At 69.4% G+C, this 13,496-nt stretch carries 13 protein-coding genes; 5 read left to right on the top strand and 8 right to left on the bottom strand.

Annotated elements, in window-relative coordinates:
• The coding region (locus Q8814_RS19315; RefSeq protein ID WP_330153610.1) for a limonene-1,2-epoxide hydrolase family protein at positions 1-233 on the bottom strand (233 nt) is incomplete at its 3' end.
• A gap of 220 nt (positions 234-453) precedes the next feature.
• Here Q8814_RS19315 and Q8814_RS19320 point away from each other — a divergent pair.
• A complete protein-coding gene (locus Q8814_RS19320) occupies positions 454-1,068 on the top strand; it encodes an LGFP repeat-containing protein (protein WP_330153611.1) in 615 nt (204 codons plus the stop codon).
• A gap of 36 nt (positions 1,069-1,104) precedes the next feature.
• Here Q8814_RS19320 and Q8814_RS19325 read toward each other — a convergent pair whose 3' ends face one another.
• Positions 1,105-2,511 carry a class II fumarate hydratase gene (locus Q8814_RS19325; protein WP_330153612.1) on the bottom strand — a complete coding sequence of 469 codons (1,407 nt, stop codon included), beginning with the start codon at positions 2,509-2,511 and terminating at the stop codon, positions 1,105-1,107.
• An 85-nt stretch (positions 2,512-2,596) separates the two neighbouring features.
• Positions 2,597-3,634, bottom strand: coding sequence for a class II fructose-bisphosphatase (glpX, locus tag Q8814_RS19330; RefSeq protein WP_330153613.1), 1,038 nt, complete (start codon positions 3,632-3,634; stop codon positions 2,597-2,599).
• A 188-nt stretch (positions 3,635-3,822) separates the two neighbouring features.
• On the opposite strand from glpX, the gene Q8814_RS19335 reads away from it, so the two are divergent.
• A complete protein-coding gene (locus tag Q8814_RS19335) occupies positions 3,823-4,392 on the top strand; it encodes a DUF4245 domain-containing protein (RefSeq protein WP_330153614.1) in 570 nt (189 codons plus the stop codon).
• Between the two features lie 31 nt (positions 4,393-4,423).
• On the opposite strand, the gene Q8814_RS19340 is transcribed toward Q8814_RS19335, so the two are convergent.
• From Q8814_RS19340 to Q8814_RS19350, 3 genes are read right to left on the bottom strand one after another with little or no spacing between them, the layout of a single operon-like run.
• Positions 4,424-4,705 carry an exodeoxyribonuclease VII small subunit gene (locus Q8814_RS19340; RefSeq protein WP_330153615.1) on the bottom strand — a complete coding sequence of 94 codons (282 nt, stop codon included), beginning with the start codon at positions 4,703-4,705 and terminating at the stop codon, positions 4,424-4,426.
• Positions 4,693-5,943 (bottom strand): exodeoxyribonuclease VII large subunit, encoded by a 1,251-nt coding sequence (gene xseA / locus Q8814_RS19345; RefSeq protein ID WP_330153616.1) that lies wholly within the window; start codon positions 5,941-5,943, stop codon positions 4,693-4,695. The genes Q8814_RS19340 and xseA overlap by 13 nt, the downstream gene beginning before the upstream one ends.
• Positions 5,940-6,623, bottom strand: a complete 684-nt coding sequence (locus Q8814_RS19350) for a lipid droplet-associated protein (RefSeq protein ID WP_330153617.1) — start codon at positions 6,621-6,623, stop codon at positions 5,940-5,942. The genes xseA and Q8814_RS19350 overlap by 4 nt, the downstream gene beginning before the upstream one ends.
• 79 nt (positions 6,624-6,702) lie before the next feature.
• Between Q8814_RS19350 and Q8814_RS19355 the strand changes: the two genes are divergently transcribed.
• Positions 6,703-7,704: a 4-hydroxy-3-methylbut-2-enyl diphosphate reductase gene (locus Q8814_RS19355; protein WP_330153618.1), complete on the top strand. Its 1,002-nt coding sequence runs from the start codon at positions 6,703-6,705 to the stop codon at positions 7,702-7,704.
• Positions 7,705-7,757: 53 nt separating this feature from the next.
• On the opposite strand, the gene Q8814_RS19360 is transcribed toward Q8814_RS19355, so the two are convergent.
• Together Q8814_RS19360 and Q8814_RS19365 are read right to left on the bottom strand one after the other, a co-directional pair.
• On the bottom strand, positions 7,758-8,681 hold the full coding sequence (locus Q8814_RS19360) for a DUF6542 domain-containing protein (protein ID WP_330153619.1): 924 nt from the start codon (positions 8,679-8,681) through the stop codon (positions 7,758-7,760).
• A 23-nt stretch (positions 8,682-8,704) separates the two neighbouring features.
• A complete protein-coding gene (locus Q8814_RS19365) occupies positions 8,705-9,868 on the bottom strand; it encodes a DNA recombination protein RmuC (RefSeq protein ID WP_330153620.1) in 1,164 nt (387 codons plus the stop codon).
• 78 nt (positions 9,869-9,946) lie between these two features.
• Between Q8814_RS19365 and Q8814_RS19370 the strand changes: the two genes are divergently transcribed.
• Together Q8814_RS19370 and Q8814_RS19375 are read left to right on the top strand one after the other, a co-directional pair.
• On the top strand, positions 9,947-11,131 hold the full coding sequence (locus Q8814_RS19370) for an exonuclease SbcCD subunit D (RefSeq protein ID WP_330153621.1): 1,185 nt from the start codon (positions 9,947-9,949) through the stop codon (positions 11,129-11,131).
• Positions 11,128-13,496, top strand: a 2,369-nt coding sequence (locus Q8814_RS19375) for an AAA family ATPase (RefSeq protein WP_330153622.1), incomplete at its 3' end; no start/stop codon positions are given. The genes Q8814_RS19370 and Q8814_RS19375, both read left to right, overlap by 4 nt.

Here is a 13,496-nt window from a genome sequence, read left to right on the forward strand (position 1 = left end):
GCGATGTGGTGCACGACGACATCGAACCCGAGCCAGGGCTTGGTGAGGCCGGACAGGATCGAATGCACCCGACGACCGCCTCGGATCGTCGGGAGCGACGTGTTGTGCCACGCGATGTCGGGGTCGAGCAACGCCGTCGCAGCGTCCGTTCGGCCCTCGGCCATGGCCTCGAGGAATTCCCGTACCACGGTGATCGCCGCTTCCGGGGTGGTTGTCGTCCGGGTCTCGGTCATGTTGTCCCTCTGGTGGGATGCACGCATGGTAAGCCGCGGCTACGCCCCCCGTCTCGGGAAATTTCGCAGCCGGCCGTTTCGGAAGTGATATCCGTAAGTAAACGGACTTATACCTGTCGAACCGCAACACGTAATGGGTCCGGGTGGTTACGTTCGAGAGGTCCGTGAGTTGAATCCCGCGGCGCGGAGACCGTCGCGAGAATCCCGACAGGAGTGATCCATGAAGAGAATCTCACGTCGACCGGCGGCCATGGCCGCCGCCATTGCCGCCGTCGGTCTGATCGCGGCCGGTTGTGGCGACGACAGCAGCGTCGAGGACTCGGTCGCGTCGGCGACGAGTGCCGTCGAGTCCGCGGCCGAGAGCGTGGTGTCGGAAGTGCAGACCGCCGACGAGACCACGGGGGCCGAGAGCACGACCGGTGCGGAAGAGACGACCGGAACAGAGACGACCGGAACCGAACCCGCCGAGGGTCAGACCAGCGCGGTTCCCGGTCCCGGGGGTGAGGAGGTCGAGCTGAGTGGGCAGATCCTCGCCAAGTACAACGAGGTCGGGGGCGCAACGAGCCCGCTCGGCGCTGCCACCGGTGATCAGGAAGAGGTCGGCGACGGTCAGGTCGCCGAGTTCGACGGCGGCATCATCGCGTGGAGCCCCGATACCGACGCCCACATCGTGTGGGGCGAGATTCGTGCGGCCTGGGAGGACGCGGGTGGTGCAGGAGGCGACCTGGGCTTCCCGATCAGCGACGAACGTCCCATCGAGGGTGGATTCCAGAGCGACTTCCAGAACGGGTCGATCACCTTCGTCGACGGACAGACCGAGGTGATGCAGAACTGACCCGAACCCCCGGCCCGACGTGGGCCGGGGCCGGTGTCAGTCCTGGGGCTCGACCTTCGCCATCGCGAGCACGTCGAGGCGACGGTCGAGTTCCTCCTCGCTGAGCTTGTCGCCGACGAGGCCACGATCGATGACGGTCTGCCGGATCGTCTTGCGTTCCTTCAGCGCCTCCTTGGCGACCGCCGCCGCCTCTTCGTAGCCGATGGCCGAATTCAGGGGTGTGACGATCGAGGGCGACGACTCGGCCAGCGTGCGCAGATGGTCGACGTTCGCCACCAGCCCCACGACGCAGCGGTCTGCGAAGAGCCGGGAGACGTTGGCGAGCAGCCGAATCGACTCGAGGATGTTGCGCGCCATCATCGGGATATAGACGTTGAGTTCGAACGCGCCTGCCCCGCCGCCCCACGCGACCGCGGCGTCGTTACCGACGACCTGCGCCGCGACCTGGGTAACCGCTTCGGGGATAACAGGATTGACCTTGCCGGGCATGATCGAACTGCCGGGCTGCAGATCGGGAAGCCGAATCTCGCCGAGGCCGGTGAGCGGGCCGGAACCCATCCAGCGGATGTCGTTGGCAATCTTGGTCAGCGACACTGCGATGGTGCGCAGCGCGCCGGACGCCTCGACGAGACCGTCACGCGCGGCCTGCGCCTCGAAGCTGTTCTTTGCAGGCTGCAGCGCGTCGATTCCCGTGGCCTCGACCAGCGCAGCCACGACGCGCGGTCCGAAGCCGTCGGGCGCATTGAGTCCGGTGCCGACGGCGGTCCCGCCGATGGGTAGTTCACCGAGCCGCGGCAGTGTCGCGCGCACCCGCTCGACACCGGCCTCGATCTGCCGGGCGTATCCGCCGAACTCCTGCCCCAGCGTGACCGGCACCGCGTCCATCAGATGGGTTCGTCCGGATTTGACGACGGTGCGCCACTCGGTGGCCTTGTCGGTGAGCGCGGCCTGCAGGTGCTCGAGGGCCGGAATCAGATCGGTGACCGCGGCTTCGGTCGCAGCGAGATGCGTGGCGGTCGGGAAGGTGTCGTTCGACGACTGCGACATGTTGACATGGTCGTTGGGATGAACCGTGACTCCGGTACGGTCGGCGAGGGATGCGATGACCTCGTTGGTGTTCATGTTCGAGCTCGTACCCGAACCGGTCTGGAACACGTCGATCGGGAACTGGTCGTCGTGCTTGCCGTCCGCAATCTCGCCGGCTGCGGCGATGACGGCGTCGGCCTTCTCGGCGTCGAGCAGGCCGAGATCCTTGTTGACCTGCGCGCAGGCGGCTTTCAGCAGGCCCAGCGCACGGATCTGCGCGCGTTCGAGGCCGCGGCCGGAAATAGGGAAGTTCTCGACGGCCCGCTGGGTCTGGGCTCGCCACAGGGCGTCGACCGGAACCCGGACCTCACCCATGGTGTCGTGTTCGATGCGGAACTGCTCGGAATTCTCGGACATGCTGTCCACGGTATGCCCGCCGGAGCGAACTGTGGGGTGCCGAGAACGAAACACGTTCCGGCACCCCACCACTCACCGGGGTCGATCAGGGCATGGGCGGGTTTGCGCCGGCGACACCGTGGAAATCGATCGACGAGAACTCGCTGAGCTTCTTCAGACGGTGGTAGGCCTCGACCGTGCGGACCGTGCCGGACTTGCTGCGCATCACGATCGACTGCGTCTCGGCGCCACCGGCCGAGTACCGCACACCGCGCAGCAGCTCGCCGTCGGTGACACCTGTCGCGCAGAAGAAGATGTTCTCGCCCGTGACGAGGTCGCTCGTGGTGAGCACCCGGTCGAGGTCGTGACCCGCGTCGAGCGCCTTCTGCCGTTCGGCGTCGTCCGTCGGCGCCAGCCGCCCCTGCAACTCGCCGCCCATGCAGCGCATCGCGGCGGCGGCGATGATGCCCTCCGGAGTACCACCGATACCGAGAAGCATGTCGACACCCGATCCGGGACGCGCGGCGGCGATGGCGCCCGCGACGTCGCCGTCGGAGATCAGACGGATCCGGGCGCCGGCCGCACGGACGTCGCTGATGATCTGGGCGTGACGCGGTCGATCGAGGATCGTCACGGTCAGGTCCGAGATCGCCACGCTCTTCGCCTTGGCGACCCGCCGGATGTTCTCCGCGATGGGGGCCGTGATGTCGATGACATCGGCGGCCTCGGGGCCGACGGCGATCTTGTCCATGTAGAACACCGCGGACGGGTCGAACATCGCGCCGCGCTCGGCGACCGCGAGCACTGCGATCGCGCCGGGCGCGCCCTTCGACATCAGGGTGGTGCCGTCGATGGGGTCGACGGCCACGTCGCACAGCGGACCGTCGCCGTTGCCGACCTCTTCGCCGTTGTAGAGCATGGGCGCTTCGTCCTTCTCGCCCTCGCCGATGACGACGACACCCCGCATCGATACCGAACTCACCATGTGGCGCATCGCGTCGACGGCAGCTCCGTCGCCACCTTCCTTGTCGCCGCGGCCGACCCAGCGGCCTGCCGCCATCGCAGCGGCTTCTGTGACACGAACCAACTCGAGGGCGAGGTTGCGGTCCGGAGCTTCGCGACGAGGTGGGGTGCTGGCCGTCATGGGCTACTGCCTCCTGAAGAGAGTTGGTCGGCGCCGGAGCGCCGGCACACGAGCGGTCGTCGGGGGAGACGACCACACGATCGATAGATGCTGGTTCGCGTGGTCATTGTCGCATCACCGCCGCCGGTTCGGGCTGGCGGACCCGGGCGGCGTCGTCGGGCGACGGGGTCGGCTGTCAGACTGGACCTGTGGCTTCCCAGAAACCCCGCATCCTCCAGGACACCCGCGACATGTCCTGGTCGCTGATTCCCCTCGTCCTCCTGTGCCTGATCATCGCCGGGGTGGCGAGCCAGTGCTCGTTCAGCCCCGGGGGTCCTTCCGCAGGACCGGTACCGACCTTCGATATCGACGCGGGCCTGGAGTACGACGCCAAGGAACTCGGGTTCCCGATCCGGCATCCGGAGGCCCCCGAGGGCTGGCAGGCGAACTCGGGGAGCCGCAGCATCATCACCGGCGAAGAGGGTGGCGATTCGAGCACCGTCGGGTTCATCACCCCGGCGGGACGGTACGTGCGCTTCACCCAGTCGGACGCGGGAGAAGCCGAACTCGTCCGGTTCGTTGCCGGCGAGTCCCGCACCGCCACCGATACGCGCGAGATCGACGGCCGCGACTGGGTCGTGTACGGCGAAGAGGACGCCGAACCGCTGTGGGTTGCGGACTTCGGTGACGTGCGCATCCTGATCGGTGGCTCGGGCGACGAGGCCGAACTGACAACGTTCGCCACCGCCGTCGGCGAAGCGCAACCGCTCGAACCGTGACCGGCGGCCTTCCCGATCAGGTCCGCCGGGCCTAGTCGACGGTGTCGTCGTCCTCGGACTCGCCGTCGTCGGCGTGCGCCAAGGCATTCTCGACTCGCTGCCGCGCCCCGGCGAGGTGCTCCTCGCACCGCTTGGCCAGCGCTTCGCCGCGCTCCCACAGTTGCAGCGACTCGTCCAGGTCGAGTCCGCCCTGCTCGAGCATCTTCACCACGTTCACCAGCTCGTCGCGCGCCCGCTCGTATCCCAATTCCCGCACGTCGGCGTTCGCGTCCACTGTTGCCTCGACCCTCATCTCGCTCGTCACTTCTCCCATCCCATCACTGCGGCCCGCGAAGCGCCGTCGGCCACCCGCACCCGCAGCTGCGTGCCCGGCGGCATCTCCTCCAGGGACCGCACCACCTCGGGCTCGCCGTCCGGCACGATCCGCTGGACCACCGCGTACCCGCGGGCCAGTGTCGCGGCCGGGCCGAGCGTCGACAGGCGCGCACGCAGGTGTTCGACGGTCGTCGCTTCCACCTGGATGCATCGGGTGACATCCCGCCGCGCCCCCTGTCTCAGCCGGTCGATCTCCTCCGCGCGCCGGTCCAGCGCCCGTAGCGGATCGGCCAGCACCGGCCGGTCGCGAAGCTGCGCGATCACGTGTTCCTCGCGCCGCACCCAGTTGCGCAGCGCCGCCGCGGAACGCGCCACGAGCTCGTCGACGAGTTGCTGCTCGGCGACAGCGTCGGGGACCACGCACTTCGCCGCGTCGGTGGGGGTCGCGGCACGCAGGTCGGCGACGTGATCGGACAGCGGACTGTCGGGTTCGTGGCCGATCGCGCTCACGACCGGTGTCGTGCAGGCCGAGATGGCGCGGCACAACGCCTCGTCGGAGAACGGCAGCAGGTCTTCGACGCTGCCTCCGCCGCGGGCGAGGATGATCACGTCCACGTTCGGGTCGGCGTCGAGAGCTTCGAGCGCGTCGAGGATCTGCGGTACCGCGGTCGGGCCTTGCACGGTGGTGTTCCGCACATCGAACCGGACCGCCGGCCACCGTCGCGCCGCCACGGACAGCACGTCGCGTTCGGCGGCGCTCGCACGGCCGGTGATCAGACCGATCCGCTGCGGCAGGAACGGTAGCGGCCGCTTGAGCCGTGGATCGAACAGACCCTCGGCGGCGAGGAGACCGCGTAGCCGCTCGATGCGGGCGAGCAGCTCCCCGATGCCGACGGCGCGGATCTCGGTGACCCGCAGCTGCAGCGTGCCGCGACCGGGCCAGAAGGTGAGCTTGCCGAACATGACGACGCGGCTGCCCTCGTGGAGCGGCAGCTCGGAATTCTGCAGCAACTGGGGAGCACACGACACCGACAGCGACATATCCACCGACGAATCGCGCAGCGTCAGGAACGCGGTGCGGGTACCGGGGCGCGCATTGATCTGGGTGATCTGCCCCTCGACCCAGATCGTGCCGAGCCGATCGATCCAGCCGGCCACCTTCTGCGCCACGGTGCGAACCGGCCACGGATTGTCCGCCGAATTGGGCCGGCCGGCCGTCGCCTGCGTCGAGGTCACTTGCCGCGCGCGGTCGTGATCCGGTTGGACAGCATCGTGACGAACGGCGAGCGGGCCGCGTGGGTGTTCTCGTAGTCGAGCAGGTCGGTGAGGTCGTCCACGGACAGGGTGCGCAGACGCGCGCGCAGCTGCGCGAGGGTCAGCGAGTCGTAGTCGAGGTATTCGACGATCTCGGGTGCCGCCTCCGGCGCAGCGTTCTTCTTCGCGGGAGCCTTCTTCGCGGCGGAAGTCTTCTTCGCCGGTGCCTTGCTCTCCGGGGGCTCCGCGGTGACCGCTGCGGCGGACGATTCCGACGCGGGCGTTCCGGCCCCGGCTTCGGCCTCGCTCGCCGGCGGAATCGAGTACAGCGCGTACCGGCCCGGCGCCGAGACGGATCCGGACCCGGTCCTCGCCTCTGCGCCGTTCGACGCGCCGCTACGCGCGGTGGAGGGAAGGGCATCGTCGTCGAATACGGCCCACTCGGGGTTCTCCGTGGGAGGTGCGCCGAAGATCTCGAACAGCTGATCGCCCTTGATCGCCAGGGAGGTCATCGCCTGCTGGATACGCATCGTCGTCTGCAGTATCTGGCTCACCGTTGTCATGGGCAGCGCAACGGCGGTACTCGGCAGTTTGAGGGTTTCTTCGTACGCGGTGATGGCCATACCGGCCGCCACTCGTGCCATGAACGGTGGACGAATCATGCCCCCAAGACTGCCTCAGGTTCCGCGGGATTGGTAGCCGAGCCGGGACCGTCCCGTTCTCGGCCCGTACTCTGGAGGCATGTCTGCGCCTGTTCCGCTCCAAGTCGGTATCACACGGTCGGCCGGTCACTCCACATCCGGAAAGCGCGTGCTCCTCGCGGAGCCGCGCGGCTACTGCGCGGGTGTCGACCGGGCCGTGGAAACGGTCGAGAAGGCACTGGACAAGTACGGTGCACCCCTCTACGTCCGCAAGGAGATCGTCCACAACCGCCACGTGGTCGAGACGCTGGCCGAGCGCGGTGTCGTGTTCGTGGACGAGACCGACGAGGTGCCCGAGGGCGCGGTGCTGGTGTTCTCCGCACACGGCGTCTCACCCGCGGTGCACGAGGCTGCCGAAGCTCGCAGCCTGCGCACGATCGACGCCACATGTCCGCTGGTCACGAAGGTGCACCAGGAGGCGAAGCGGTTCGCTCGCGACGATTACGACATCCTCCTCATCGGCCACGAGGGTCACGAAGAAGTCGAGGGCACCGCCGGTGAGGCGCCCGAGCACGTGCAGCTCGTCGACGGTCCGGCCGCCGTGGATTCGGTGACCGTCCGCGATCCCGAAAAGGTGATCTGGCTGTCGCAGACGACGCTGAGCGTCGACGAAACGATGGAAACCGTGCAGCGACTGCGGGAGAAGTTCCCGCAACTGCAGGACCCGCCGAGCGACGACATCTGCTACGCCACCCAGAACCGCCAGGTCGCGGTCAAGGCGATGGCCCCCGAATGCGATCTGGTGATCGTCGTCGGCTCGCGTAACTCGTCGAATTCGGTGCGTTTGGTGGAGGTGGCGCTGGGCGCCGGCGCCAAGGCCGGTTACCTGGTGGACTACGCCCGCGAAGTCGATCCGGCGTGGCTCGAGGGCGTCGAGACCATCGGCATCACGTCCGGTGCCTCGGTCCCCGAAATTCTCGTCCAGGGCGTGATCGAGTTGCTCGCCGAGCACGGATATCACGACGTCCAGCCGGTGACCACCGCCAACGAAACCTTGGTGTTCGCGCTGCCGCGTGAGTTGCGCGGTCCCCGCCAGGGCTGAAGTAACCGGTCCGAGCCCGACCCGCCCGGAGCTGCGGGGGCCGGACTGCGGGCTCAGTCCTCGTAGCGGTCGCGGTACCGCACCCGCGGTGGCGGGTAGGCCTGCGCGGGCGGCGCCTGCCGGGTGACGGTCGGCCGGGACTCCGGCGGGCGCGGCTCCTGAGGTTGCGGCCGACGACGCGGAGCCGGCTCGTGCGGCGGCAACTCCTCGCGACGGGACCCCCCGTCGCGGCGACGGGCCACCGGGTTACCGCGGGTATCGGCGACATCCTTCACCGACGCCACCGGCGCCGCGGCTTCGCGAGGGCGTCTGGACGTTGCAGCGCGTGGAGCCTGCTGTGGTGGAACATCGGATTCCACCGGGGGCCGCTGCGCCCGAGTCTTCGATTCGGCCGGCGTCGAACCGACCGCCTTCGCTCGGCTCGCGGGGGCCTGCCTCTGCGCCGGTGCACCGCGCTCGACGGCGGCACGCCCGGCTCGTGCGGCCCGGGTGGACCTGCGGTCGCGCGGACGCTCGCGCGGTGCGCGTGCCCGCACTCCCGGGTTCTGTCGCGCCGCAAAGATGCGCGCTCCGCCGATCAGCAGCACCACCACAGTGGCCAACAGCATCGCCGGAAAACGGTTGACCAGGGGGTACGCCACATTCAGCGCCAGATCCTTCAGTCCCATCGTGCTGCCCGAGGCCAGCAACTCCTGACCGAGCGGGATCGCCACCACCAGCAGCAGCGGAGGCTGCGCCATAGCGGTGAACAGACCGCGGTAGCGGACTGCCACCACCGCAGCCATGCACCCGAGCACATAGAACGCCGTGAACGCCGACGTCAGTTCGTCACCGCGCGCCGCATCGATCAGGAGGCCGATCAGGGTTGCCCCGGCCGCGATGGCGAGTGCCCCCCACCAGGGCACACCGGGTACCGACGGAGCCGACGACCGCATGTCGAGCGGCACCGCCGAGCGAGCACGTTGGGTTGCAGACACAGGTAGACATTAGCTTGGCCGTGTCAGCTTGCTTCGTCGACAGGACCGTCCGATTCGGTTGTTTCCGTGTACGTGCTGCGTCGGGGCCACGAGTCGACACGTCGCACCTCGGGCACATCGCCGTCGAAGATCTCCAGCTCACTGAGCTTTCGAGCGGTCACGCCGACCCGCGTCTCCATGGACGACACGGTGAGATTGAACGAGTCGACGGCCTTGCCCAGCTGCGAACCGAGACGATCGAGGTGACCGCCGACCGTGCCGAGCCGTTGGTACAGCTCACGACCGAGACGGTGGATGGTCGCGGCATCGCGCGAGAGCGCTTCCTGACGCCACGTGTGCGCGATGGTGCGCAGCAACGCGACCAGCGTCGTGGGCGTGGCAAGGATCACGTTCCGCGCGAACGCGTACTCGAGCAGGGACGGTTCGGCGCCGAGTGCGGCGTCGAGGAAGGGATCGCCCGGTACGAACAGCACCACGAATTCGGGCGTCGGGTCGAACGATTCCCAATACGCCTTCGCCGACAGTTGATCGATGTGGGTGCGCAACTGGCGTGCGTGCCGGCCGAGATGATGCTCGCGTCGCGGTGGGTCCTCTTCCTGGGCCGCGTCGAGATACGCGGCGAACGGCACCTTCGCGTCGACCACGATCTGTTTGCCGCCCGCGAGGTAGACGAGCAGATCGGGACGCACACCCTCGCTGCTCACCTGCGTATCGAAGTCGCAGTGTCGGACCATGCCCGCGAGCTCGACGACCCGCTCGAGCTGGATCTCACCCCAGCGCCCGCGCACCTGCGGGGCCCGTAGCGCGGTGACGAGCTGCTGGGTCTGGGTGGAGAGCAGCTGCGACGCCCGGTGCATGCCCTCGACCTGCTCGGTCAGGCCCGCATAGGCGTGGACGCGGCTCCTCTCGACCTGCTCGACCTGGCGTGCCAGCGCACCGACCGATTCCTGCAGCGGGCCCACCAGCCGCGACACCTGGTCGCCGATCGCTCCGGACTGTCGCCGGGCGGCATCCTCGCTGACCGCGCTCAGCGATTGCCGCAGCTGTGCTTCGTTGTCGCGCAGTGCGGCGAGCTGCGCTTCGGCGCGCGCCGCGCGGTCGCCGCTGCGCGCCGCGTGCAGCAGCCAGCCGAGCACCGCGCCCAGACCGAGCGCGATGAGCAGTCCCAGTGCCGTGAGTACTGTCATGTGGCGCATGATGCCCCACCGGACCGACAGTCACCCGCAACCGCGACGTGTCGGGGGCCTGCTCTAGCGTCTGACGGCATGCGGATCCTGCACACTTCGGACTGGCACATCGGTCGCACCTTCCACGGGGTGGACCTGCTCGCCGACCAGGCTCGCGCGCTCGCGGCGATCGCCGAGCTGGTGTCGGCCCGCCACGTCGATGTGGTCGTGGTGCCGGGCGACGTGTACGACCGGTCCATTCCCAGCTCCGACGCCGTCGCGGTGTGCAACGCCGGGCTCGAAGCGATCCGCGAGGCGGGGGCGGTCATCGTCGCGACGTCGGGCAATCACGATTCGCCGGTGCGCCTGGGCGCGGGCGCGGCGTTCGCGGCGCACGGGGGCCTGCACCTGATCACCCGGATCTCGCAGATCGACCGCCCGGTGATGCTCGACGACGGCCACGGTCCGGTCGCGTTCTACGGCATCCCGTATCTGGAACCGGAGATCACCCGCGCGGAGCTGGGGATACCCAAGGCGCGGTCGCATCAGGAGGTCCTCGATGCGGCGATGCACCGGGTGCGCACCGACGCCGAGGCCCGGGGCGGCCGCCGGGTGGTACTCGCGCACGCCTTCGTCGTCGGTGCCGAACCTACGGGTTCGGAACGCTCCATCTCGGTCGGCGGGGTCGAGACGGTGTCGGCGTCCGCGTTCGACGGCGCCGATTACGTCGCCCTCGGACATCTGCATTCGCCGCAGACCGTCACCGAGCGCGTGCGGTACTCGGGGTCGCCGCTGCCCTATTCGTTCGGTGAGCGCACGCACCGCAAGGCTGCGTGGCTCGTCGACCTCGACGAGACCGGCCTCGCGTCGGTCGAGCGGGTCGAGCTGCCGGTCGTACGCGAACTCAGCCGGCTGTCCGGCACCCTCGACGAGTTGCTCACCGATCCGGCCCACGAGGCCGTCCACGATCACTACGTGTCGGCGGTGCTCACCGACAAGGTCCGCCCGCTCGACGCGATGCGCCGGCTGCGGGAGCGTTTCCCGCACGCCGTGCACGTCGAATGGGATCGCCCCGCCACCGCCCCCGAGGGCCGCTACCGCGACAAGGTGCGCGGCCGCAGCGACCTCGAGATCGCCGGAACCTTCCTGGCCGATGTGCGCTTCGAGGCGTCCGTGCGCGAGATCGGCTGGGTCGAGCAGGCTTTGCGCGATGCGGACCGCCGCCGCGGCGTCGGCGAACGCCCCGCGGCCCCCACCGATGCGCGGACGGATGTGCCCGCATGAGACTGCATTCGCTCGAGATCACCGCATTCGGGCCGTTCGCCGAGACGGTCCGGATCGACTTCGACGAACTCGGCGCCGACGGATTGTTCCTGCTGCACGGGCAGACGGGTGCGGGGAAGACGTCGATCCTCGACGCGGTGGCTTTCGCCCTGTACGGCACCGTGCCCGGCGCCCGCGCCGACGGCCGCCGGTTGCTGTCCGATCACGCCCCCGCCGGCACTGCGCCGCGGGTCCGTCTCGAGGCCACCATCGCGGGGCGCCGGCTGTGCCTCGAACGCAGTCCCGAATACGAGCGGCCGAAGCTGCGCGGCACCGGCACCGTCAAACAGCAGGCGAAGGCCACGTTGGAGTGGCTCGACGGTGCGGGCGAGAATCTGTCGCGGATTCCCGATATCGGCGACGCCGTCAAGGCGCTGCTGGGCATGAGCGCCGAACAGTTCTTCCAGGTGGTGTTGTTGCCGCAGGGCGATTTCGCGAAGTTCCTGCGGGCCGACAGCGACGAACGCGGCAAGCTCCTCGAGCGCCTGTTCGACACCACCCGTTTCGGCGACGTCGAGCAGTGGTTCAAGGACCGCCGCGGTGCAGGCGCGAAACGTCTTACCGAGCAACAGAAATCGGTCGACGTTCTCGCGGCGAAGGTGGCCGCTGCGGCCGGGATCGAGGCGGGCGCCGACGCCGACCCGGTCGAATGGGCCCACCGATTGCTTGCGGACGCCGCCGACACCCGAGACGAGACCGACACAGCGCTCGGACGGGCGCGCCGCGTGGATCAGCGCAACCGCAGCGCGCTCGACGACGCGGTCGCGCTCGAACAACGGCTGCGCCGGCGCGCCGCCGCCCACACTGCGCTCGCGACACTGGACTCGACACAACCCGAGCGGCAGCAGATGCTCGCCGAGCGCGATGCCGCACACCGCGCGGTGCCCGTCGTCGTCGTCGATCGCGATGCCCGGCGCGCGGTCGCCGAAGCCGACGCAGCCCTGCGCGCCGCAGAGGCCGCGACCACACCGCTCGCGGACGACGACGAGGGGCGCCGGCTGCTCGGGCAGCTCACGGGCGAGCCGGCCGACACCGACCGCGACACGATCCGTCCCCGCTGCGAGCAGTGGTCCGCCGAGACGGCACGCCTCGACGCGCTGCTGGAGGAACAACATCGGATCTCGGAGATCGACACGCGCCGGCAGCGCCTGAACTCCCGGCGCGACGTACTGACCGCCGAACACGACCGGATCGTCATCGAGCAGTCGGTGCTCCCCGAACACATATCGGAGGCGACCGCGGCGGTCAGCGAGGCCGAAAAGGCCGCAGCAGCGTTGCCCGGCCTCGTCGCCACCCGCGACCGCGCAGCCGACGCGCTCGGCGCGTCGGTCGAACTGCAATCCCGCAGAACGGAATTGGAAGCCGCCGAGCAGAAGGTTGCCGCGCTGCACACCGCGCACAACGACGCACGCACCGTCCTCCTCGACATCCGGGAGCGGCGGATCGCGGGGATGGCCGCGGAATTGGCCTCCCATCTCGTCCCCGGCGACGCATGTGTGGTGTGCGGATCGGTCGAGCATCCCGCCCCTGCACAACCCTCCGCCGACACCGTCACGAAAACCGACGAGGAACGCGCNCACAGCGCCGAACAACGCGCGGCGGCCGCGCTGTCCGACGCCCGCACCGCGGTCACCGAAATTGCGAACACCGTCGCCGTGCTGCGCGAACGCTGCAACGACGGCACCGTCGACGCTCTGGCCTCCGCGCACGAAGAGGCGGTTCGTGCCCACGACGCCACCGCCGCCACCGCGGCCCGGCTCGACCGTTGTCGCGGTGCAGTAGACGAGTTCCGCCGGCGCGAGAGCGAGCTGCAGCAACGCGCGCGGCAGATCGACACCGACCTGGGTGAGACGACCCGCGACCTCGCGGTATTCGCCGCCGAAGCGGACGAGATCGGCCGACGTATCGCGGCCGTGGTCGGCGACGCCGGGCAGCTCGCCCCCCGCCGGAAGCGGGTGGCAATCCTCGCCGCAGCGGCCACGGACCTGCTCGACGCGCGGCTGCGCGCCGCGCACACCCTCACGGTGGCGCAGCACCGAGTGCACGAAGCAGAGAAGGCTGCCGCCGACGCGGGATTCGCCGATGTCGCCGAGGCATGTGCGGCGCAGCGTCCCTCCGCGCGCATCGACGAGATCGATCGGGCGGTGCGGAACGCCGAGAACGAACGGGCCGTCGCGACGTCCGTACTCGCCGAACCGGAGATCGCCGCTCTGACCGGTGACGAGACCGCGGACGTGGCCGCCGCGCGGGAGGCGGTCACCCTCAGCGCCGCCGCCCTCGATGCTGCGCTCGCGACGGCTACCGAGGCGCACCGGCGGCACACCGA

It is taken from the genome of Rhodococcus chondri, assembly GCF_036327435.1.
GTDB classification, from domain to species: Bacteria; Actinomycetota; Actinomycetes; order Mycobacteriales; family Mycobacteriaceae; genus Rhodococcus; species Rhodococcus chondri.